Origin of the sequence: Janthinobacterium sp. EB271-G4-7A (assembly GCF_020858075.1) — a bacterium.
Classification (GTDB): Bacteria; Pseudomonadota; Gammaproteobacteria; order Burkholderiales; family Burkholderiaceae_D; genus Janthinobacterium; species Janthinobacterium lividum.
This window is the reverse complement of record NZ_JACYMI010000001.1, coordinates 2,041,018-2,062,198: the sequence shown is the minus strand read 5'-3', so window position 1 is coordinate 2,062,198 and position 21,181 is coordinate 2,041,018. Positions and strand designations below refer to the sequence as shown.

Genomic DNA, 21,181 nt, shown 5'->3' with positions numbered 1-21,181 from the left:
ACCCGTCGGGAAGCATGGAAGGTCGCCGCCGCATGCGCATCGCTGCCGGCGCTCCCCCATTTTCCTTGTCGCTCAATTTCTTTGCTAGCAGAAATATCAACTGATCTGCATGCGCATCCGCCTGCTTGGCCTTAAAACGCGTCGCCGGGAATGCGCACGAACCCTTCCATCAGCACGCGCGCGCTGCGGCTCATGATGGCCTTGGTGACGCTCCATGCGCCATCGGCCAGCGCCGCTTCCGCGCCCACCATCAGGGTGCCGGACGGATGGCCGAAGCGCACGCTGGTTTTTTCGCCGCCGCCCGCCGCCAGGTTGACCAGGGTGCCGGGGATGGCTGCCGCCGTGCCGATGGCGACAGCGGCCGTGCCCATCATGGCGTGGTGCAGCTTGCCCATGGACATGGCGCGCACCAGCAGGTCGATATCGCCCGCGTCCACCTGCTTGCCGCTGGACGAGACATAGCCGGCCGGCTTGGCGACGAACGCGACTTTCGGCGTGTGCTGGCGTTTCGCCGCCTCGTCCAGGTGGGAAATCAAACCCATGCGCAGCGCGCCATGCGCGCGGATGGTCTCGAAACGGGCCAGCGCGGCAGGGTCGCCATTGATGGCGTCCTGCAGTTCCGTGCCCGTGTAGCCGATGGCGTCCGCGTCGACAAAGATCGTCGGGATGCCGGCGTTGATCATGGTGACTTTCAGGCTGCCGATGCCGGGCACATCGAGGTCATCGACGAGGTTGCCAGTAGGGAACATGGCGCCACCGCCCCCCTCTTCCTCCGCGGCCGGATCGAGGAATTCCAGTTTTACTTCGGCGGCCGGAAAAGTCACGCCATCGAGTTCGAAGTCGCCCGTTTCCTGTACTTCGCCATGCGTCATGGGGACATGGGCGATGATGGTCTTGCCGATATTGGCTTGCCAGATGCGCACCGTGGCAATGCCATCTTGCGGCACGCGGGCGACGTCCACCAGTCCGCTGGCGATGGCGAACGAGCCGACGGCGGCCGACAGGTTGCCGCAATTGCCGCTCCAGTCGACAAAAGGCTTGTCGATGGAGACCTGGCCGAACAGGTAGTCGACGTCGTGCTCCGGCTTGCTACTTTTTGCCAGGATCACCGTCTTGCTGGTGCTCGACGTGGCGCCGCCCATGCCGTCGATCTGCTTGCCGTACGGGTCGGGGCTGCCGATGACGCGCAGCAGCAGCGCATCGCGCGCCGCGCCCGGCACTTGCGCGCTGGCGGGCAGATCCTGCAGGCGGAAGAACACGCCCTTGCTGGTGCCGCCCCGCATGTAGGTGGCGGGGATCTTGATTTGGGGGATGTGAGTCATGGTCTGTCCGAAAGTAGGTCGGATTAGCGTGGCGTCGCCACGCTAATCCGACACATTGTTGGCGGGTTTTTCACAAATATTGTCGGATTACGCTTCGCTAATCCGACCTACCCGTTTACGCGGCTTTTGAGGACTCCAAAAAGTCCTGCGCAAAGCGCTGCAAGACGCCGCCGGCCTCGTAGATCGACACCTCTTCCGCCGTGTCGAGGCGGCAGGTGACGGGCACTTCCACCGTGTCGCCGTTCTTGCGATGGATCAACAAGGTCAAGGTGGAGCGCGGCGTGCGCTCGCCGATGACGTCGTAGGTTTCACTGCCGTCCAGGCCCAGGGTCTTGCGGTTCACGCCAGGGAGGAATTCCAGCGGCAGCACGCCCATGCCCACCAGGTTGGTGCGGTGGATGCGTTCGAAGCCTTCGGCCACGATGGCTTCCACGCCGGCCAGGCGCACGCCCTTGGCGGCCCAGTCGCGCGAGGAACCCTGGCCGTAGTCGGCGCCGGCGATGATGATCAATGGCTGCTTGCGCTCCATGTACACCTCGATGGCTTCCCACATGCGTGAAATCGTGCCTTCCGGCTCGATGCGCGTGAGCGAACCGGCCTTGACTTTACCGTCCTCGATGACCATCTCGTTCTTCAGGGTCGGGTTGGCAAACGTGGCGCGCTGCGCCGTCAGATGGTCGCCCCGGTGCGTGGCGTAGGAATTGAAGTCTTCCTCCGGCAAGCCCATCTTCGCCAGGTACTCGCCGGCCGCGCTATCGAGCATGATGGCGTTCGATGGCGACAAGTGGTCGGTCGTGATGTTGTCGCCCAAAACGGCCAGGGGACGCATGCCTTTCAATGGGCGAGCGCCAGCCAGCGCGCCTTCCCAGTATGGCGGACGGCGGATATACGTCGTCTGCGGACGCCAGTCGTACAGGGGGCTGACCTTGATGCCGTCGTCCGCCTGCTTGGCGAACATGGGGATATACACCTTGCGGAACTGCTCCGGCTTGACGCTGGAAGCGACGATGGCGTCGATTTCCTCGTCGGACGGCCAGATATCCTTCAGCAGGATAGCCTTGCCGTCCGCATCATGGCCCAGCACATCCTTTTCGATATCGAAGCGGATGGTGCCGGCGATTGCGTAGGCCACCACCAGCGGCGGCGAAGCGAGGAAAGCCTGCTTCGCATATGGGTGGATGCGGCCGTCGAAGTTGCGGTTGCCCGACAAGACGGCCGTGGCGTACAGGTCGCGCGACACCACTTCATCCTGGATCACGGGGTCGAGCGCGCCCGACATGCCGTTGCACGAGGTGCAGGCGAAAGCCACCACGCCGAAGCCCAGTGTTTCGAGTTCCGGCATCAGGCCCGCTTCCTGCAGGTACAGTTCCACGGTTTTCGAGCCGGGCGCCAGCGACGATTTCACCCACGGCTTGCGCGTCAAGCCGAGGCGGTTCGCATTGCGCGCGATCAGGCCGGCCGCGATCATGTTGCGCGGATTGTTCGTATTGGTGCAGCTGGTGATGGCCGCGATGATGACGGCGCCGTCCGGCATCTTGCCCGGTTCGTCTTCCACCACGCCGGAAATCCCGCGCGCGGCCAGTTCCGACGTCGGCACGCGGTTGTGCGGGTTCGATGGGCCGGCGATATTGCGCACGACGGACGACAGGTCGAACGTCAACACGCGCTCGTACTGCGCGTCGGCCAGGCTGTCGGCCCACAAGCCCGTTTCCTTCGCATACAGTTCCACCAGTTTCACCAGTTCGTCGTCGCGGCCCGTCAGTTTCAGATATTTGATGGTTTGCGCGTCGATGTAGAACATGGCGGCCGTGGCGCCGAATTCCGGCGCCATGTTGGAAATCGTGGCGCGGTCGCCCAAGGTCAGGTGCGAAGCGCCTTCGCCAAAGAATTCCAGGTAGGACGAGACGACCTTCTGCTTGCGCAGGAATTCCGTCAGCGCCAGCACCGTGTCCGTGGCCGTGATGCCCGGCTGCGGCTTGCCCGTCAGCTTGACGCCGATAATGTCGGGCAGGCGCATCCACGAGGCGCGGCCCAGCATCACGCTTTCCGCTTCCAGGCCGCCCACGCCGATGGCGATCACGCCCAGCGCATCGACCATGGGCGTGTGCGAATCCGTGCCCACCAGGGTGTCGGGATAGGCCACGCCGTCCTGCACCTGGATCACGGGCGACATGCGCTCGAGGTTAATCTGGTGCAGGATGCCGTTACCCGGCGGAATCACATCGACGTTCTTGAACGCTTTTTTCGTCCAGTCGATGAAGTCGAAACGGTCTTCGTTGCGGCGGTCTTCGATGGCGCGGTTCTTGGCGAAGGCGTCCGGGTCGAAACCGCCGCATTCGACGGCCAGCGAATGGTCGACCACCAGCTGCGTGGGGACCACCGGATTGACCAGCGCCGGGTCGCCGCCCTGTGCCGCGATGGCGTCGCGCAGGCCGGCCAGGTCCACCAGGGCCGTCTGGCCCAGGATGTCATGGCAGACGACGCGCGCGGGGAACCATGGGAAATCGAGGTCGCGGCGGCGTTCGATGAACTGGCTCAGCGAAGCGTCCAGGGTGGCCGGGTCGCAGCGGCGCACGAGGTTTTCGGCCAGTACGCGCGAGGTATAGGGCAAGGTGGCGTAGGCGCCTGGCTGGATCGCATCGACGGCGGCGCGCGTATCGAAGTAGTCTAGCTGGGTGCCCGGCAACGATTTGCGGTGCAAGGTATTCATCTTGATGCTCATTATTTGCGGTCCTTGATCGGCACGAATTCCAGGTCTTCCGGGCCCACGTAGTTGGCGCTCGGGCGGATGATCTTGTTGTCGATGCGCTGCTCGATGATGTGCGCGGCCCAGCCCGAGGTGCGCGAGATGACGAACAGCGGCGTAAACATCGCCGTCGGCACGCCCATCATGTGGTACGACACGGCCGAGAACCAGTCCAGGTTAGGGAACATGTTCTTGATTTCCCACATGACCGATTCCAGGCGCTCGGCGATGTCGAACATTTTCGTGGAACCGGCTTCCAGCGACAGATTGCGCGCCACTTCCTTGATGACGACGTTGCGCGGGTCGGAGATCGTGTAGACGGGGTGGCCGAAGCCGATCACCACTTCCTTGTTGGCCACGCGCTCGCGGATATCCGCTTCCGCTTCGTCGGCGTTGTCGTAGCGTTTCTGGATCTCCAGCGCCACTTCGTTCGCGCCGCCGTGTTTCGGGCCGCGCAGCGCGCCGATGGCGCCCGTGATGGCCGAGTGGATATCCGAACCCGTGCCGGCGATCACGCGGCTGGTAAAGGTCGAAGCGTTGAATTCGTGTTCCGCGTACAGGATCAGCGACGTATGCATGGCTTTTTCCCACGACGCCGACGGTTTTTCGCCATGCAGCAGGTGCAGGAAGTGGCCGCCGATCGAGTCGTCGTCCGTTTCCACTTCGATGCGCTTGCCGTTATGGCTATAGTGGTACCAGTACAGCAGCATGGAGCCGAACGACGCCATCAGGCGGTCGGCGATGTCGCGCGCGCCTGGCGCGTTATGGTCGTCTTTTTCCGGCAAGGTGCAGCCCAGCACGGACACGCCCGTGCGCATCACGTCCATCGGGTGGGCGGCGGCGGGCAAGGCTTCCAGCGCGGCTTTGACGGCGGACGGCAGGCCGCGCAAGGATTTCAGTTTGGCCTTGTAGCCTTTCAGTTCCGCGGACGTCGGCAGCTTGCCATGCACCAGCAGGTAGGCGATTTCCTCGAACTCGCAGCTGTCGGCCACGTCCAGGATGTCATAGCCGCGGTAGTGCAAATCGTTGCCGGTCTTGCCGACCGAGCACAGCGCCGTGTTGCCGGCGGTGACGCCGGACAGGGCGACGGATTTTTTAGGCTTGAATGTGGCGGCTTGCGGTGCGTTCATTGATTTCTCCAAAAATTGACTAGTCTCGGTTGCGTCACTGCGGGGCCGGCATGCGGCCCCTGCTTCTGTTTATTTCTTTTGCGCGGCGAACAGCGCGTCGAGCTTTTGCTCGAAGTCATGGTAATTGATCGATTCATACAGCTCCATGCGCGTCTGCATGGTGTCGACCACGTTCTTTTGCGTGCCATCGCGGCGCAGCGCCTGGTAGACGTTTTCCGCCGCCTTGTTCATGGCGCGGAAGGCCGACAACGGATACAAGGCCAGGCCCACGTGGGCGCTGCGCAATTCGTCCAGCGTGAACAGCGGCGTGGATCCGAATTCCGTGATGTTGGCCAGGATCGGTACGTTGACGGCCTTGGCGAACGTGGCGTACATGTCCAGGTCCGTGATGGCTTCCGGGAAGATCATGTCGGCGCCCGCTTCGACGCAGGCGACAGCGCGCTCGAGCGCCGCTTCCAGGCCATCGACGGCCAGCGCATCGGTGCGCGCCATGATGACGAAATTCGGGTCCGTGCGCGCATCGACGGCCGCCTTGATGCGGTCGACCATTTCTTCCTTGCTGACGATTTCCTTGCCCGGACGGTGGCCGCAGCGCTTGGCGCCCACCTGGTCTTCGATGTGCAGGCCCGCCGCGCCAAACTTGATCATCGATTTCACGGTGCGCGCCACGTTGAAGGCGGACGAACCGAAGCCCGTGTCGGCGTCGACCAGCAGCGGCAGATCGCACACGTCGGTGATGCGGCGGATATCGGTCAGCACGTCATCCAGGCTGGAAATGCCCAGGTCTGGCAAGCCCAGCGAGCCGGCCGCGACACCGCCGCCAGACAGGTAAATGGCCTTGTAACCGGCGCGCTTGGCCAGCAAGGCGTGGTTGGCGTTGATGGCGCCGACGACTTGCAACGGGGATTCTTCCTGGACGGCCTTGCGGAATGCGGCACCTGCGGAGTATTGAGTCATGTGTTCACCTTATGGGTTTCGGATGGTCCCGAATGTTTCACGGAGTGGCTATGAGCATCAGTATTGCAAATGCCGTGCCAGGACCTGCCGGCCAGGGGACACACCATCTGCCGCAGAGTGAAAATGCGGGCAAGACGGCCATGGGCCGCGCATCGTGCGCTGTCACGCAGCGGAGCAGCGATGTCACGTTTGGCGTCAAGGATGTTTCATTTATGTTTCATCCCATCCATTTTGAAACATATCATGAAACATGCAACAAACAGGAGAACAGCGGCGATGAAAGCCAAGGCTGGCAAGACGCGCAATAAAAACAGCCGGCGGGCGCCGGCTGAGTAATACAGGGACTGCAACAGATACTGCGAGGGCAAACTAGGCCAGCCGCACCAGCGGATTGGCGATGATGTTGTCGATCTGGCGCACGGCTTCTTCGCAGGCGGCGGCAATGGCGCCCTCCTCGTCGTCGCGCACGAATTGCATGGTCGAGCCTTCGAACACTTCCAGGCCTTCCGCGGTGGCGCGCTCGATATCGCAACTGGCCGACCATTTGCCGTCGGTGGTGGGCACGGCCAGGGGAACGATTTCCCAGCCTTTATAGTGAATTTTAGAACTGCTATCCATGGGGTGCCTCCTTCGTGACTGACTCAATAGTGGAAATCGTAGCATGAAGCGCGACTGGCAGCGACGTGTTTCACGCGCCAGCGGGCAATCGGGCTAAACGATTTACGCCGGCTCAAGGGCGCAGCAGATTATCCACTTCCGTCCTGGCCACTTCCAGGCCAGCCGTGCAAGCCGTTTCCGGGGCCGCGTAGCCGCCCAGGGTGCGGCTGCGCGTGATCGCCTGCGCCTCGGGTTCGCCTTCGCGCTGCAGGCGGTAGGTGAAATCCCATAAATCGTCGTTATCCTTTTGCGGGGTCACCGAAATCGTAAAACCGCGGTATTGTTCGCTGCGTGCAGTGATATCGTTCATGAATTCCTCCTTGTAAGAATGAGGTTACCATGCTGCAAGCGCCAGGGTGCGCACGACTGTGCCAGTCGCATGCGCGCCCGCTTATCTGTTTTTCGCATGTTAAATGTCAATTTTCAACATTTTTTGGGCGAACTCTGGCGATATAATGCCATTCCCTGTCCCTCCCTTGCCCGCCCCTTGCCGCCGTGATGACTCCACAAATCCAAGCCTTCTTCGACCCCGCCACCGCCACCGTCACCTATGTTGTGTACGAGGCCGATGGCCGGGACTGCGCCATCATCGATTCCGTGCTCGACTACGACCCCAAGGCGGGCCGCACGTCCACCTCCTCGGCCGACAAGGTGATCGCCTTCGTGCGCGAACACGGCTTGCAATGCCGCTGGCTGCTGGAAACCCACGCGCACGCCGATCATCTTTCCGCCGCGCCCTACCTGCAGCAGCAGCTGGGCGGCGACGTGGCCATCGGCGCCGCCATCCAGACGGTGCAGCAGGCGTTCGCGGCCGTCTACCACCAGGATGACGCCAGGGCCGACGGCTCGCAGTTCGACCAGCTGTTCGCGCCCGACCAGGTGTTTCATATCGGCAAGCTGGAAGTACGCGCCCTGCACGTGCCCGGCCATACGCCGGCCGACCTGGCGTACCAGATCGGCGACGCCGTGTTTGTCGGCGACACCCTGTTCATGCCGGACGTGGGCTCGGCCCGCTGCGACTTTCCCGGCGGTTCCGCTGCCCTGCTGTACCGCTCCGCGCAGCGATTGCTGGCGCTGCCGCCGCAGACGCGGCTGTTCATGTGCCACGACTACCCGCCCAACGGCCGCGAGGCGCGCTGGGAAGTGACGGTGGCCGAGCAGCGCGCCGGCAACATCCACTTGCGCGACGGCATCACGGAAGAGCAGTTCGTGGCCATGCGCACCAGCCGCGACGCCACCCTCGACATGCCGACACTGATCCTGCCTGCCATCCAGGTCAACATCAATGCGGGCAAGCTGCCCGAGCCGGAAGACAACGGCGTGCGCTACCTGAAGATTCCGCTCAACGCGCTGTAATTTCGCGGGGCCACGCTGCGCCCCCTCCTTCCCGCCGCATCGCACCGCCCCCTGGCGCCGCCTGCCCGAGCGCCGGTGCGGCATGCGCCCCTGCCACACCCTCCCCAAGCATCAGGAATCGTGAGCCGCGCGCTCAGTATTTACGATTTGCTTCGCCCCCTGCGGCGGCTTATCGTGTACCCGCAATCCGCGCAGCCCGGCCTTCCGGGACCCTGGGCACTTGCCAGCCGGCGCCGGCGTTGTTGCCAGGCGCTCCACTTTTCCTTCCTTTGCCTGGACAGGCGCCACGATGACTTACTTGACATACGCCAGCCCCCTGCCGCCCGCGCCGCCCCTGCGCCGCATCGACGCCGCCGCAGCCTGCCAGCCCGCCAGCGTGGACTGCGCCTGGGAGCAGGTACGCGAACTGGCGCTGCGGCTCGCCGCGCGCGAGCCCTTGCTGCGGCCCATGCTCGACGAGCTGATTCTGCCGCACGACAGCCCCGCCGGACTGCTCGCCGCCGTCCTGGCGCACCGCCTGGGCGCGCGCGACATGCGCCCGGCCGTGCTGCGCCCCCTGTTTGAGGACATTTTAAGCACGCAGCCGCGCATCCTGGCCAGCATCACGGCCGACCTGGCGGCCATCGCGCAGCGCGATCCGGCCTGTCCCGACGGCCTGCACGCGCTGCTGAACCTGAAGGGCTTTCATGCGCTGCAGACCTACCGCATGGCGCACCATCTGTGGACGGCGGGCCGCAGCGAGGCCGCCTTTGCCCTGTCCAGCCACGCGGCCAGCGTCTTCGGCATCGACATCCATCCGGCCGCGCGCATCGGCGCGGGCATCATGCTCGATCACGGCAGCGGCATCGTCATCGGCGAAACGGCCGTGGTCGACGACAACGTCTCCATCCTGCAGAACGTCACCCTCGGCGGCACCGGCAAGGAGCATGGCGACCGCCACCCGAAGATCCGTTCGGGCGTGATGCTGGGTGCGGGCGCCAAAATCCTCGGCAACATCGAGATCGGCGCCATGAGCAAGGTGGCCGCCGGCAGCGTGGTCCTGCGCGACGTGCCCGCGCATTGCACCGTGGCCGGCATTCCCGGGCGCATCGTCCGCTACCACCAGGCCGACAGCCTGCCGGCCTTCGAGATGGACCAGATGCTGTAGCGCTGCCCGGCGCACCAGACATGGCGTCAAACGCAATAACAAAGTGCAAATTGTGCGTCTTCCGCCATACCAAATCCCTCAGTACCATGTAATGACCGTTAATGGATGGATCAACCACCTTATGAATTCACCGTCAAAACCCGTACCACCCTCAGCCAGCCAGCAGGCCGCCCCGGCCGGTACCGCCACGATGCCCGTGCGCGGCGCGCTTGCCAGCCTGTCCCTGTCGATGCTGCTGCCCGCGCTGGGCACCAGCATCGCCAACGTGGGCCTGCCCGACATGGCCAAGGCCCTGCATGCGCCCTTCCAGGATGTGCAATGGATCGTGCTGGCCTACCTGCTGGCCATCACCGCGCTGATCGTCAGCGTGGGCCGCCTCGGCGACATGATCGGCCGGCGCCGCCTGCTGCTGGCAGGCATCGCGCTGTTTGCCGTCGCCTCCATCCTGTGCGCCCTGGCGCCCACCCTGTGGCTGCTGGTCGCCGCGCGCGCCCTGCAGGGCCTCGGCGCTTCCGTCATGATGGCCCTGACCATGGCCTTTGTCGGCAGCACCGTGCCCAAGGCGCAGACGGGCAGCGCCATGGGCCTGCTCGGCACCATGTCGGCCGTCGGCACCACGCTCGGTCCCGCACTGGGCGGCCTGCTGATCGCGCAGTTCGGCTGGCAAGCCATTTTCCTCGTCAACGTGCCGCTGGCCGGCGTGGCGCTGCTGATGGCATGGCGCTTCCTGCCGGCCGACCAGCGCGGCGCGCACGCCAAACGTCCCGTCTTCGACCACCGCGGCACGCTGCTGCTGGCGTTGACCCTGGCCGCCTATGCGCTGGCCATGACCCTGGGCCGCGGCCATTTCGGCATGCGCAACGTGGCGCTGCTGCTGGCAGCCTGCGTGGGCGGCGCCCTGTTCGTGTATGTGGAACTGAAGGCGCCGGCGCCGCTGATACGCCTGGCCATGCTGCGCGCGCCCGTGCTCAGCGCCGGCCTGGCGACCAGCATGCTGGTGTCGACGGTCATGATGTCCACCCTGGTGGTCGGCCCCTTCTACCTGGCGCGCGGCCTGGGCCTGGGCACGGCCGTCACCGGCATGGTCCTGGCGGCCGGACCGCTGGTGGCGGCGTTCTGCGGCGTGCCGTCCGGCTGGCTGGTGGACCGCTACGGCGCGCAGCGCATGGGCGGCGCGGGCCTGTGCGGCGCGACCGCTGCCTGCCTGGCGCTGTCCCTGCTGCCTGCCAGCCTGGGCATCCCCGGCTACGTCGCGCCGATCATGCTGCTCACGGCCAGCTACGCGCTGTTCCAGGCAGCCAACAACACCGCCGTGATGGGCGACATCGTTCCCGACCAGCGCGGCCTCATCTCCGGCATGCTCAATCTGTCGCGCAATCTGGGCCTCGTCACGGGCGCCTCCGTGATGGGCGCCATCTTCGCTTTTTTTGCCAGCGCCAGCGATATCGCCAGCGCCCAGCCAGCCGCCATGATCCGTGGCATGCACGCCACCTTTGCCGTCGCCAGCGCGCTGATACTCGCCGCGCTGGCCATTTTCGCGCTCGGCCGCGCCCTGGCCAAGCCCCCTACGCCTTCTGGAGACCCCGCATGATGCGCCCCCGTCCGATCCCGTCCCTGCCCATCCCGCTGTTACTGCTGCTGGCCCTGGCCTGCAGCGCCACCTTGTCCGGCTGCGGCCGTTCCCAGGCCGCGCCTGGCGGCCCGCCGCCCAAGCCCACCGTTTCCGTGGCGCTGCCGGAAACGTCGATGGTGCAGGCGACCCTCGACTACACGGGCCGCATCGAGCCGTCGCAGCGCGTGGAAGTGCGCTCGCGCGTGTCTGGCTATCTGCAGCAGATCGCCTTTCGCGATGGCCAGCAGGTCAAGGCCGGCGATGCGCTGTTCGTCATCGACCCGCGTCCCTTTGCGGCGGCGCGCGACCGCGCCCAGGCCAGCCTGGCCCAGGCCAATGCGCGCAGCAAGCTGGCCACGGCCCAGTTCGAGCGCAGCAGCCGGCTGCAGCAAACGGGCGCGGCCAGCACCGAGGAACTGGAACGGGCGCGCGGCGAGCTGGAAGGCGCGCAGGCGGCCGTCATGCTGAGCAAGGCGGAATTGCGCAGCGCCGAACTGGAGCTGTCCTTCACCACCATGCGCGCTCCCATCGCCGGCACGGTGTCGGACCGCCGCGTCGATGTCGGCAACTACGTGGCTGGCGGCGCGGCGCAGAGCGGCGTGCTGACCACCATCGTTGCGCACAGCCCCGTGCGCGCCATGGTCGACCTGTCCGAAGCGGATTTCCAGCGCCTGCGCCAGCAAAGCAAGCTGCCGGGCAAGGTGCAGCTGGCGCTCGATGGCGGCGGCCCCGCCCAGGATGCCACCGTCGACTTTGTCGACAACGAGATCAGCGCCCGTTCGGGCACGGTGCGCCTGCGCGCCAGCCTGGCCAACGCCGACCGCGCCGTCATGCCGGGCAGCTTTGCGCGCGTGCGCATTCCCGTCGGCGCGGCGCAAGAACGCCTGCTGGTGCCCGACGCCGCCATCCTCAGCGACCAGAACAAAAAGATGGTGTTCGTCGTGGACGCGGCGGGCAAGGTGGCGCCGCGCAAGCTGGAACTGGGCGGCCTGCAGGGCGACAAGCAGATCGTGCTCTCCGGCCTCACGCCGCAGGACAGGGTCATCGTCTCCGGCGCGGCCAAGGTGCGGCCGGGCGACCAGGTGCTGGTGGCGACTCCCCGCGCCAACGGCGCATAAGGAGAGACCATGCGCTTTTCCCAATTTTTCATCCGCCGTCCCGTGTTTGCCATCGTGCTGTCTATCCTGATCACGCTGGTGGGTGCGGTGTCGGCCATGCGCCTGCCGATCTCGGAGTTTCCCGAGATCGTGCCGCCCACGGTCACGGTGAAGGCCAACTACCCGGGCGCCTCGGCGCAGGAAATCGCCGATACCGTCGCCGCGCCGATCGAACAGGAAATCAATGGCGTCGACGGCATGCTCTACATGTCCTCGCAATCGGTGGGCGACGGCAAGCTGACCATCAGCGTGGTGTTCAAGCCGGGCACCAACGTCGAGCAGGCCCAGTCGCTGGTGCAGAACCGCGTGGCGGTAGCCGAAGCGCGCCTGCCCGAAGCCGTGCGCCGGCTGGGGCTGGCCGTCAAGAAGGCCTCGCCCGACCTGCTGATGGTGGTGCTGTTCGATTCGCCGAAAGGCACGCGCGACCAGCAGTACATCTCCAACTTCATCGGCACCGCCATCAAGGACAAGCTGGCCCGCGTTGAAGGCGTCGGCGACATCTACACGCGCGGCGCGCGCGACTTCTCGATGCGCATCTGGCTCGACCCGGCGCGCGTGGCCTCGCTGGGCCTGACGGCGCCGGAAGTGATCGCCGCCGTGCGGCAAGCCAATTCGCAGGTCGCGGCGGGGGTATTGAACCAGCCGCCGGGCGGCAGCGACGGTGCCTACCAGGTGCAGGTGCAGGCGCAAAGCCGCTTGCGCGACGTGGCCGAATTCGAAGCGATCGTCGTGGCCGCCCATGCCGATGGCGGCGTGGTGCGCCTGCGCGACGTGGCGCGCGTCGAGATGGGCGCGCAGGATTACACGGAAAGCGGCTTCGTCGACAACCGCACGGCCATCGCGCTGGGCATCAGCCTGCTGCCCGGCTCGAACGCGCTGGCCACGGGCGACCGCGTGCTGGCCCAGCTGGCGAAAATGGAGGCCGATTTCCCGCAGGATGTCGCCTACCACGCCTACTACAACCCGACCGAATTCATCCGCTCCTCGATCGACAAGGTGCGCGACACCATCTTCGAGGCGGCACTGCTGGTTTGCCTGGCCATGCTGCTGTTTCTCGGCTCGTGGCGCGCCGCCATCATTCCCATCCTGGCCATTCCCGTGTCCCTGGTCGGCACCTTCACGGTGCTTGCCGCGATGGGCTATACGCTCAATACCCTGTCGCTGTTCGGCCTGGTGCTGGCGATCGGCATCGTCGTCGATGATGCCATCGTGGTGGTGGAAAACGTCGAGCGCCACATGGAGGAAGGCATGAGCCCCGTCGCCGCGGCGCAGCGCAGCATGAACGAGGTGGGCTTCGCCCTGGTCGCCATCGCGCTGGTGCTGGTGGCGGTGTTCGTGCCGACGGCCTTCATCGATGGCATCTCCGGCATGTTCTACCGCCAGTTCGCCGTCACCATCGCCGCCTCCACCGTGATCTCCGCGCTGGTCTCGCTGACGCTGTCGCCGGCCCTGGCCGCGCTGCTGCTCAAGCCGCAGCACGATGCCAACAGCCTGGGCGCGCGCTGGATGACCATCTTTAACCGCGGTTTTTCCCGCCTGACAGGCGGCTATGTGCAGCTGACCGGGCGCATACTCTCGCGGCGCTGGCTGATGCTGCCCGTGTACCTGGTGCTGGCGGGCCTGACCCTGTGGCGCCTGGACGTGACCCCGCGCGGCTTCGTGCCGCAGCTGGACCGCGGCTATGCCATCGTTTCGATCCAGCTGCCGGCCGGCTCGACCCTGGCGCGCACCAGCGAAGTGGTGCAGGACGCCACGGCCCGCCTGATGAGCCACCCCGGCGTGGCCCACACGGCCGCCTTCGTCGGCACCGACGGCGCCACGTTTACCTCGGCGCCCAACACGGCCGTCATCTTCACCATGTTCAAGGACTTCGGCGCGCGCGCCAGCGATGGCCTGGACGGCCCGGCCATGCTGGGCGCCATGCGCGCCAGGCTGGCGCCCATCAGCGCGGCGCGCGTGATGGTGATACCCCCGCCTTCCGTGCCCGGCATCGGCACCGGCGGCGGCTTCAAGCTGATGCTGCGCGACACGGGCGGCCTGGGACCGCAAGCGTTGCAGGCGGCCGCGCGCGGCATCGCCGAGGAAGCGGGGAAACTGCCCTCGGTGATGGGCGCCTTCACGCCGTTCAACGCCATGAGCCCGCAGATCAAGGTTGAACTGGACCGCACCAAGGCCGAGTACCTGGGCGTGCCGCTGCTGCGCGTCAACGAGACCCTGCAAAGCTACATGGCGCCCGTGTTCGTCAACGACATGAATCTGATGGGCCGGGTCTGGCGGGTCACCGCGCAGGCGGACGCGCCCTACCGGCGCAGCGTGGCCGACCTGGCCGCGTTGAAGACACGCGCCGCCAACGGCGACATGGTACCGCTGGGCAGCGTGGCCACCTTCAGCGAAGGCACGGCGCCGTTCCGCGTGCCGCGCTACAACCTGTATCCTGCCGCCGAAATCCAGGGCAGCACCAAGCCTGGCTACTCGACGGGGCAAACCATCGCCGCGATGGAAGAACTGCTCAAGGCGCGCCTGCCGGCCGGCTTCGACTACGAGTGGACGGAACTGGCGCTGCAGGAAAAACACGCGGGCGGCAGCACCGGCATGGTGCTGGGCCTGGCCGTGCTGCTGGTGTACCTGCTGCTGGCGGCCCTGTTTGAAAGCTGGCTGCTACCCCTGTCCGTCGTGCTGATCGTACCCAGCTGCGTGCTGGCCACGCTGATCGGGGTATCGTGGCGCGGCCTGGACAACAACGTGCTGACGCAGATCAGCATCGTGGTGCTGATCGGCCTGGCTGCCAAGAATGCCATCCTGATCGTCGAATTCGCGCGCCAGGCGATGGCGGCCGGCGCCGATGCGCGCGAAGCGGCCATAGCCGCCGCCCGCACGCGTCTGCGGCCCATCCTGATGACCTCACTGGCTTTCTTGCTGGGCGCGATACCGCTGATGCTGTCTTCCGGTGCGGGCGCGGAAATGCGCCAGTCGATGGGCACGGCCGTCTTCGCCGGCATGCTGGGCGTGACCTTGTCGGGTCTGTTGTTTACACCCTTGTTTTTCACCTTGCTGAGCAGACGCCGCACGGCGCCTGCCGCGCGCACGGTCGCGCTGGGAGAAGCCGCATGAGCCGCATGATTCACTTGAACACGCGCCACGCCGCGCCGCTGCTGGCGGCCGCCATGCTGTCCCTGGCCGGCTGCAGCGTCGGCACGCCCACGGCCACGCGGGCGCTCGACACGGCGCAGCTGCCGGTCCTGCCCTCGGCCGCCGGCGCACCGGAGCTACAAGCCGGCGCGCCGCCCGCGCGGTGGTGGCAAGAACTGGGCGATGCCAGGCTGGAGCAGCTGGTCCAGCGCGCCTGGCAAGACAATTACGACGTGCGCATCGCCACCGCGCGCCTGGCCAGCGCCAACGAATTCGCGCAAGCGGCGCGCGGCGCCCGCCTGCCGACGGTAGATCTTGATGCCCAGGCCGGGCGCGCGCGCCTGGCGGCGATCGAGAGCAGCGACGGCCAGCCGCACATCGCCTCGCCGGTGCAGTGGAACGCCGTCTTCAGCTGGGAGCTCGACCTGTTCGGCCGCGTGCGCCACAGCATCGCCGCGGCCGAGGCTTCGGCGGACGAGCGCGCCGCCGTGCGCGACGACGTGCGGCGCCTGATCCTGGCGCAGGTGGTCGATGCCTACCTGGTGCTGCGCGGCGCGCAGCAGATGCGCGCCAGCCTGCAGGAGCAATTATCGAACCAGTCCGGCACCTTGCGGCTGGTGCGCGAGCGAGAGAACGCGGGCCGCGCCGCGCCGGCCGAACGCATGCGCGCCGAGGCGCAGATGCGCCTGGCCAGTGCCCGCCTGCCCAGCCTGAACTTTGATGAGCGCGTGGCGCGCAACCGGCTGGCCACCCTCACGGGACAGCGCCTCGATGCGCCGGAACTGGCGGCGCTCGACCAGCCGATGCCGCTGGCACTGCCGCAATCCTTGCTGACGGACGAACCGGCCCATTTGCTGCTGCGCCGGCCCGACGTGCGCGCGGCCGAACGGGCGCTGGCGGCGGCCAGCGCCCGCGAAGGCGCCGCCATCGCCGAGCGCTTCCCGCGCATCAGCCTGGGCGCGCTGTTCGGCGCCTCCGGCGTGGCCGGCGACTGGAATGGCGGCGATGCGGCGCGCTGGCATGCGGGCGCCGCCTTTTCCCTGCCGCTGTTCGATGGCGGCACGCGCCGCGCCCGCGCGCGCGCAGCCGGCGCCGAAGTGCTGGCCGCGCAGGCCGGCTTCGACAAGGCGCTGGCGCTGGCACTGGAGGAAACCGACAGCGCCATCGCGCAATGGGTACAGCTGCGCAGCCGCCACGCGGAACTGCGCGAGGCGCACCAGCTAGCGCAGGAGAGCGCGCGCCTGGCAAGGGTGCGCTACCAGGAAGGCGCGGAAAGCCTGCTCGGCGTGCTCGAAGCGGAACGTATTGCGCTGGCCACGCAGGAGCAGCTGGTGACGGCTCACCGCGACGTGGCCATCGCCACGGCCCGTGGCTACACGGCCATGGCGGGCGGCTTCGACGGGCCTGTGACGCGCTAGGATGACGCTGCCGGCGGCGTCAGGCGGCGCCTGACTGGCCGGCGCAGGCGTCGACCACGCAGCCGCGCAGCCAGCGGTGGGCGGGGTCGGCGTCCATGCGTGGATGCCACATCAGGGAGACGGTCAGATCCGGCATGCGCAGCGGCAGCGCAAAGCTGAACATGCCGGCGCGCAGATTGCCCGTATGCCGTTCCGGTACGGTGGCGATCAGGTCGGAACCGGCGGCCAGCGCCAGCGCCGCCGTGAAGCCGCCGACGATGCTGGCGATCGTGCGCTGCAGTCCCAGCGCCGCCAGCGCGTCGTCCATCGGCCCCGTATCCTGGTCGCGCCGCGCCACCAGCACATGCTGGCCGGCCGCATAGCGCTCGGCGCTGATCTCGCCCTGGGCCAGCGCATGGCCGCTGCGCACCACGCCCACGAAACGGTCGCCGAACAGCCTGCGCGTGCGCACTTCCGGGCTGGTGAAATTGCCGATCACGCCCGTCTCCAGGTCGATGCTGCCCTCGCGCAGCTGCACGCTTTCACGGTCGACCTTTTGCACGAAACGCAGGCGCACGCCGGGCGCCTGCGCGCCGATATGCGCAAGCAGCGCAGGACCGAAATTTTCCACGAAACCGTCGCTCGAACGCAGCGTGAAGGTCTGCTCCAGCTGGCGCGGATCGAGCCGCTGCGCCGGTCCCAGCACGGCCAGCGCCTCGCCCACCAGCTGGCCCACCCGTTCGCGCAGCTCCAGCGCGCGCGGCGTGGGCACCAGTTCACGCCCGGCGCGCACCAGCAGCGGATCGCCGGTCGTCTCGCGCAGGCGCGCCAGGGCGCGGCTCATGGCCGATGGACTCAGGCGCAAGCGCCGCGCGGCGCGCGTGACGCTGCCTTCGGCAAGCAGGACATCGAGGGTGATTAACAGGTTCAGATCGGGTATCGACATAGTTTCTTACCTTAGCATGATTTGCTGGCGCCATGGCGCCAGACGCATGGATACATTGCGCGCCACACGCCTTCCGGCGCGCCCGGCGCGGCGCTACGATGGCTGCATCGCCACTTTGATCGACAACGACATGCCAGCCATTCTTGCTCCTTCATCCGCCCCAGCCTTCCGCACCATTTACCACGCACTGGCATCGATGCCAGGGAGCACCCGGTGAGCCGCCTGCTGTCCTGGGCCGCGCGCTTCCTTGCGCCGGCCAGCGAAGCGCCGATCCAGGAGCAGGAGCAAGACGGCAGCGAAGGCAAGGCTGCGGCCGCGCCGGCCGATGCCTATCCTCTGGACGCCACCGGCTGGGGTACCTGCGGCTGGCCATTGTAGGCACGCCTCTACTTCAGCGCGCGCCCGCCATCACTCGCCTGCACCAGCAAGCCATCGGCCAGCCAGCGCAGCAGCAAGGGCGCCGGCGCGAACGGCGTGCAGCCGTTGCCCTTCAGGTGCGCCTGCTGCGCCGCCGCCAGCGCAGCGCCCAGGGTGGCCCCGCCAGCCAGCACGTCCAGCGCCGCCGCCTCCACCGCGTCGATCTCGCGCACCTGCGCCGACCAGCCATGGCGGTACACGAGTGCCAGCGTCTCGCCCCGTGCATCAGGCGGCATGGCATGCCGCGCCGCGGCGTCGTGCGCCAGCCAGATCGCCGCCGCGCGCCAGGGCGAACGGTACGGCACGGCCGCCGGATGCAGCGCCAGCTGCCAGGCATCGACCTGGTCCGCCCCGGCCGCCTGCACGTCGCGCAAGGTCAGCGCAGCGGCATCGAGCGCGCCATGGACTTCATGCAGCAGCCACTCCAGCCGCGCCACGTCGGCAAAATAGCCATGCGCGGCGGCCGGTGGCCAGGCGGCAAGAAACATCGGCAGGCTGGCGCCGAAACGGGCCAGGTCGGCGCTGCGCGACGGATGCGCATCGCCGTAGGCATGCGCCATGGCCAGGAACCAGGAGGCGCCGCCCAGCGCGCGCAGCACCGGATACACGAGCTCCAGCGAGCGCGCGTGATGCTGGCGCAGCGCCTGGGCATAGCGCGCCAGGGCGCTGGCGCTGCGCGCATCGGTGTCCAGCCACGGCGCCAGCGCGCAGGCATCCGGCGTGCGCGCGCTGATCTGCGCGCCGAACGCGGCCTGCAGGCGCGCCAGCTCCTCAAGCGTCATCGCGCGCCGCCAGGCCCGCCGGCGCGAGCACCTCGCCGGCAAGCGCCCGCGCGCGGGCCACTTCGTCGAGCAAGGTGGCGAAGGGCGGCAAGTTGGTATCCCATTCGACCAGGGTGGGCAGCGGACCGTAGCGGCGCAAGGCGGCCCGGTATAGTTCCCACACGGCAGCGGCCACGGGCGCGCCGTGGTGGTCGACCAGCAGGCCGCCATCTTCGCAGTGGCCGGCCAGATGCAATTCGCCGACCAGGCCCGGCGCCAGCGCCGCCATCGCGGCCACGGCATCCTCGCCGTGGTTGCATTGATTGACATACAGGTTATTGATGTCCAGCAGCACGCCGCAGCCGGTGCGGCGCGCCACGCAGGCGAGGAACTCCGTCTCGCCCCAGCTGTCGCCGGGAAAGCGCAGATAGGTAGAGACGTTCTCCAGCAGAAGGCGACGGCCTAGTACCTCCTGCACCAGGTCGACGCGCCGGCAAACCAGTTCCAGGCTGGCACCGTTCAACGGCAGCGGCAGCAAGTCGTTGAGCATCGCCTCGCCAGTGGCGCCCCAGCACAGGTGCTCGGACACCAGCATCGGCTCGATGCGCGCGGCCAGGCGGGCGATGCGCTCCACGTGCGCGCGCGAAAAGCCGTGCACCGAGCCGAGGCCCATGCCGACGCCATGCAGCGAGACGGGATAATCGGCGCGCAGCGTCTCGAGCACGTGCAGGTCCCAGCCGCCTTCGGCCAGGTAGTTCTCGCTGTGGACCTCGAGCCAGTCCACGGGCTGGCGCCGCGCCAGCATGTCGCGGTAATGCGCGCCGCGCAGGCCGATGCCCACCAGGGGCGCGGCCTGCGCCACGTCGCGCATCAGGGCAAGCCGCGCGTGCCCGCCGGCGCCGCGCCGCCCTTGGCCGCCGTGCCGGGCGCCGCGTCCATCTCGCGCACCACGCGCAGGCCGATCCAGCCGCGCCGCCCTTCCGCGCCCAGGCCCAGGCGGGTGGCCGCGCGCACGAAGTTCGGCGTGTCGGTCCAGGAGGCGCCGCGCGCCACGCGCTTCTTGCAAGCCGCTTCATCCCACACGCGGCCATCTTTCGGCGCGCCTTCGTAGTCGCTGTGCCAGCAATCGGCCGTCCACTGCCACACATTGCCCAGCACGTCGTACAGCCCTGCCGGATTGGGCGCGTAGCTGCCCACGGGCGCCGTGGTGGGCCAGTTGCCCGAACCGGAGACGACGCCGCCGCAATGCTTCTGCTGCGGGCAGTCGTCGGGGCCATACTTGGCGTCGCCGCGCGTGATGTCCTCGCCCCACCAGCGCGCCGTGACGGTGCCCGCGCGCGCCGCATATTCCCACTCGGCCTCGGTGGGCAGGCGGTAGCGCGCCCCGCTCTTTTTCGACAGCCAGCGCAGATAGCTTTGCGCATCGTTCCAGCTGACGTTGACGGCCGGGCGCGTGCCGCGTCCCCAGCCTTCGTCTGACGGCCGGTAGCCGTCGCAGCCGCCATCCTGGATGCAGGCGTCGAACTGCTCGAACGTCAGGCTGAAGCGGCCGATGGCAAACGGCTGCAGGATCTCGACCGGGTGCTGGCCTTCATTGCCGAAGCGCCCGCTCTCGCCAGGCGGCGATCCCATGAGGAAGCGCCCGGCCGGCAGCGGCACCATCTCCGGGCACGCGCCGTCGCAATCGCGGAACGACTTGCCGGCGGCCACGGGGGTGGTCAGGCTGGGGTCGATGGCGTCCGGCTTTTGCCTGGACAAATAGGCGGACAGGTTGGCGATATCGCCATCCGTCAGGGGCGCGACAGCCGTGTTCATCAGGGGGCTGACGCGCGCATGCGAGCGGAAGGCGCGCAGCTGGCCATCCAGGTAGGCCAGGTTCTGCCCGGCCAGCTTCGGATAATCGGCGACGGCGGCATTGCCCTTGGGGCCATGGCAGGCGGCGCACGCCGGCAGCGCGCGCGCCGCGTCACCCTCGTGGTACAGCGCTTCGCCCGCCGCCACATCGGCCGGTGGGCCGGTCCTGGCGGGCGCCGCGCCCGGGCAGGCCAGCGGCGCCGCTTCCACCTTGCCGCCCAGCGCCGTGCACGTGCCGGCCGGGACGGTCATCCATTCGCCAGGATCGCGGTCGACGGTCGCCATGCCCGAACACAAATGGAAGCAGGTGGTATTGGCGCATTCATTCTGGCCGGCCTTGGCCACGCCGTAGCAGATTTCGCTCTTGGCGGCGGCCTTTTTTTCCGGCGCCTGCGCCGGCGCGGGGAGCGCCACGGCCAGGGCGCAGGCCGCGGCCACGGCCGCCTGTACCAGCGCCTGCCGGTTCTGCGGCTGCGGCACTGGCGCTGGCGGCGTGGCGGCCTTGCTTGTCGTTGATACTTGCACCATGCGGTGGCTTCCTTTTCAAAAATGCCGGCAGGCGCCGCCAGTGGCGCGCCTGCCATGCCGTGTCA

18 protein-coding genes are annotated in these 21,181 nt (G+C 67.5%); 8 read left to right on the top strand and 10 right to left on the bottom strand.

Annotation, left to right across the window (positions count from 1 at the left end; translation table 11 throughout):
* Window positions 1-131 precede the first annotated feature (131 nt).
* The 4 genes from prpF to prpB form a co-directional block, all read right to left on the bottom strand.
* Window positions 132-1,322 carry a 2-methylaconitate cis-trans isomerase PrpF gene (gene prpF / locus IGS58_RS09360; RefSeq protein WP_230521171.1) on the bottom strand — a complete coding sequence of 397 codons (1,191 nt, stop codon included), beginning with the start codon at window positions 1,320-1,322 and terminating at the stop codon, window positions 132-134.
* A gap of 115 nt (window positions 1,323-1,437) precedes the next feature.
* A complete protein-coding gene (acnD, locus tag IGS58_RS09355) occupies window positions 1,438-4,032 on the bottom strand; it encodes a Fe/S-dependent 2-methylisocitrate dehydratase AcnD (protein WP_230522219.1) in 2,595 nt (864 codons plus the stop codon).
* A gap of 11 nt (window positions 4,033-4,043) precedes the next feature.
* Entirely contained in the window at window positions 4,044-5,198 is a 1,155-nt protein-coding gene (gene prpC / locus IGS58_RS09350) for a bifunctional 2-methylcitrate synthase/citrate synthase (protein ID WP_034783952.1), read from the bottom strand.
* A 69-nt stretch (window positions 5,199-5,267) separates the two neighbouring features.
* Entirely contained in the window at window positions 5,268-6,155 is an 888-nt protein-coding gene (gene prpB, locus IGS58_RS09345; protein ID WP_034783951.1) for a methylisocitrate lyase, read from the bottom strand.
* Window positions 6,156-6,205: 50 nt separating this feature from the next.
* Between prpB and IGS58_RS09340 the strand changes: the two genes are divergently transcribed.
* Window positions 6,206-6,463 carry a hypothetical protein gene (locus IGS58_RS09340; RefSeq protein ID WP_070257672.1) on the top strand — a complete coding sequence of 86 codons (258 nt, stop codon included), beginning with the start codon at window positions 6,206-6,208 and terminating at the stop codon, window positions 6,461-6,463.
* Between the two features lie 61 nt (window positions 6,464-6,524).
* On the opposite strand, the gene IGS58_RS09335 is transcribed toward IGS58_RS09340, so the two are convergent.
* Window positions 6,525-6,773: a hypothetical protein gene (locus IGS58_RS09335; protein WP_034783948.1), complete on the bottom strand. Its 249-nt coding sequence runs from the start codon at window positions 6,771-6,773 to the stop codon at window positions 6,525-6,527.
* Between the two features lie 112 nt (window positions 6,774-6,885).
* The gene (locus tag IGS58_RS09330; RefSeq protein WP_070257673.1) at window positions 6,886-7,122 is read right to left on the bottom strand and encodes a hypothetical protein; all 237 of its coding nucleotides are present in this window, start codon (window positions 7,120-7,122) and stop codon (window positions 6,886-6,888) included.
* 188 nt (window positions 7,123-7,310) lie between these two features.
* Here IGS58_RS09330 and IGS58_RS09325 point away from each other — a divergent pair, with 188 nt between their 5' ends.
* From IGS58_RS09325 to IGS58_RS09300, 6 genes are all read left to right on the top strand, one after another.
* The gene (locus tag IGS58_RS09325; RefSeq protein WP_034783945.1) at window positions 7,311-8,168 is read left to right on the top strand and encodes an MBL fold metallo-hydrolase; all 858 of its coding nucleotides are present in this window, start codon (window positions 7,311-7,313) and stop codon (window positions 8,166-8,168) included.
* Window positions 8,169-8,457: 289 nt separating this feature from the next.
* Complete coding sequence (cysE, locus tag IGS58_RS09320; RefSeq protein ID WP_080753494.1) at window positions 8,458-9,315, top strand: serine O-acetyltransferase; 858 nt, start codon at window positions 8,458-8,460, stop codon at window positions 9,313-9,315.
* Between the two features lie 121 nt (window positions 9,316-9,436).
* Entirely contained in the window at window positions 9,437-10,906 is a 1,470-nt protein-coding gene (locus IGS58_RS09315) for an MFS transporter (protein ID WP_230521170.1), read from the top strand.
* Window positions 10,903-12,045 (top strand): efflux RND transporter periplasmic adaptor subunit, encoded by a 1,143-nt coding sequence (locus IGS58_RS09310; protein ID WP_230521169.1) that lies wholly within the window; start codon window positions 10,903-10,905, stop codon window positions 12,043-12,045. The genes IGS58_RS09315 and IGS58_RS09310 overlap by 4 nt, the downstream gene beginning before the upstream one ends.
* A 9-nt stretch (window positions 12,046-12,054) precedes the next feature.
* Entirely contained in the window at window positions 12,055-15,195 is a 3,141-nt protein-coding gene (locus IGS58_RS09305) for an efflux RND transporter permease subunit (protein WP_034783941.1), read from the top strand.
* Entirely contained in the window at window positions 15,192-16,631 is a 1,440-nt protein-coding gene (locus tag IGS58_RS09300) for an efflux transporter outer membrane subunit (protein ID WP_230521168.1), read from the top strand. Before IGS58_RS09305 ends, IGS58_RS09300 begins: the two co-directional genes overlap by 4 nt.
* A 19-nt stretch (window positions 16,632-16,650) precedes the next feature.
* Here IGS58_RS09300 and IGS58_RS09295 read toward each other — a convergent pair whose 3' ends face one another.
* Window positions 16,651-17,556, bottom strand: coding sequence for a LysR family transcriptional regulator (locus IGS58_RS09295; RefSeq protein WP_034783938.1), 906 nt, complete (start codon window positions 17,554-17,556; stop codon window positions 16,651-16,653).
* 213 nt (window positions 17,557-17,769) lie between these two features.
* Here IGS58_RS09295 and IGS58_RS09290 point away from each other — a divergent pair, with 213 nt between their 5' ends.
* The gene (locus IGS58_RS09290; protein ID WP_167468680.1) at window positions 17,770-17,934 is read left to right on the top strand and encodes a hypothetical protein; all 165 of its coding nucleotides are present in this window, start codon (window positions 17,770-17,772) and stop codon (window positions 17,932-17,934) included.
* Between the two features lie 8 nt (window positions 17,935-17,942).
* Here the strand turns inward: IGS58_RS09290 and IGS58_RS09285 are convergent, their stop codons facing one another.
* Genes IGS58_RS09285 through bufA1 form a run of 3 tightly spaced genes read right to left on the bottom strand, consistent with a single transcriptional unit; the run spans window position 17,943 to window position 21,116 of the window.
* A complete protein-coding gene (locus IGS58_RS09285) occupies window positions 17,943-18,755 on the bottom strand; it encodes an HvfC/BufC N-terminal domain-containing protein (RefSeq protein WP_230521167.1) in 813 nt (270 codons plus the stop codon).
* Window positions 18,745-19,605: an MNIO family bufferin maturase gene (gene bufB, locus IGS58_RS09280; RefSeq protein WP_230521166.1), complete on the bottom strand. Its 861-nt coding sequence runs from the start codon at window positions 19,603-19,605 to the stop codon at window positions 18,745-18,747. Before bufB ends, IGS58_RS09285 begins: the two co-directional genes overlap by 11 nt.
* The gene (bufA1, locus tag IGS58_RS09275) at window positions 19,605-21,116 is read right to left on the bottom strand and encodes a BufA1 family periplasmic bufferin-type metallophore (protein WP_230521165.1); all 1,512 of its coding nucleotides are present in this window, start codon (window positions 21,114-21,116) and stop codon (window positions 19,605-19,607) included. Before bufA1 ends, bufB begins: the two co-directional genes overlap by 1 nt.
* Window positions 21,117-21,181: the final 65 nt, after the last annotated feature.

Bases quoted from the DNA above. Each gene is read 5' to 3' on its own strand.
- prpF (WP_230521171.1), bottom strand. From the start codon at position 1,322: ATGACTCACATCCCCCAAATCAAGATCCCCGCCACCTACATGCGGGGC.
- acnD (WP_230522219.1), bottom strand. From the start codon at position 4,032: ATGAATACCTTGCACCGCAAATCGTTGCCGGGCACCCAGCTAGACTAC.
- prpC (WP_034783952.1), bottom strand. From the start codon at position 5,198: ATGAACGCACCGCAAGCCGCCACATTCAAGCCTAAAAAATCCGTCGCC.
- prpB (WP_034783951.1), bottom strand. From the start codon at position 6,155: ATGACTCAATACTCCGCAGGTGCCGCATTCCGCAAGGCCGTCCAGGAA.
- IGS58_RS09340 (WP_070257672.1), top strand. From the start codon at position 6,206: ATGAGCATCAGTATTGCAAATGCCGTGCCAGGACCTGCCGGCCAGGGG.
- IGS58_RS09335 (WP_034783948.1), bottom strand. From the start codon at position 6,773: ATGGATAGCAGTTCTAAAATTCACTATAAAGGCTGGGAAATCGTTCCC.
- IGS58_RS09330 (WP_070257673.1), bottom strand. From the start codon at position 7,122: ATGAACGATATCACTGCACGCAGCGAACAATACCGCGGTTTTACGATT.
- IGS58_RS09325 (WP_034783945.1), top strand. From the start codon at position 7,311: ATGACTCCACAAATCCAAGCCTTCTTCGACCCCGCCACCGCCACCGTC.
- cysE (WP_080753494.1), top strand. From the start codon at position 8,458: ATGACTTACTTGACATACGCCAGCCCCCTGCCGCCCGCGCCGCCCCTG.
- IGS58_RS09315 (WP_230521170.1), top strand. From the start codon at position 9,437: ATGAATTCACCGTCAAAACCCGTACCACCCTCAGCCAGCCAGCAGGCC.
- IGS58_RS09310 (WP_230521169.1), top strand. From the start codon at position 10,903: ATGATGCGCCCCCGTCCGATCCCGTCCCTGCCCATCCCGCTGTTACTG.
- IGS58_RS09305 (WP_034783941.1), top strand. From the start codon at position 12,055: ATGCGCTTTTCCCAATTTTTCATCCGCCGTCCCGTGTTTGCCATCGTG.
- IGS58_RS09300 (WP_230521168.1), top strand. From the start codon at position 15,192: ATGAGCCGCATGATTCACTTGAACACGCGCCACGCCGCGCCGCTGCTG.
- IGS58_RS09295 (WP_034783938.1), bottom strand. From the start codon at position 17,556: ATGTCGATACCCGATCTGAACCTGTTAATCACCCTCGATGTCCTGCTT.
- IGS58_RS09285 (WP_230521167.1), bottom strand. From the start codon at position 18,755: ATGACGCTTGAGGAGCTGGCGCGCCTGCAGGCCGCGTTCGGCGCGCAG.
- bufB (WP_230521166.1), bottom strand. From the start codon at position 19,605: ATGCGCGACGTGGCGCAGGCCGCGCCCCTGGTGGGCATCGGCCTGCGC.
- bufA1 (WP_230521165.1), bottom strand. From the start codon at position 21,116: ATGGTGCAAGTATCAACGACAAGCAAGGCCGCCACGCCGCCAGCGCCA.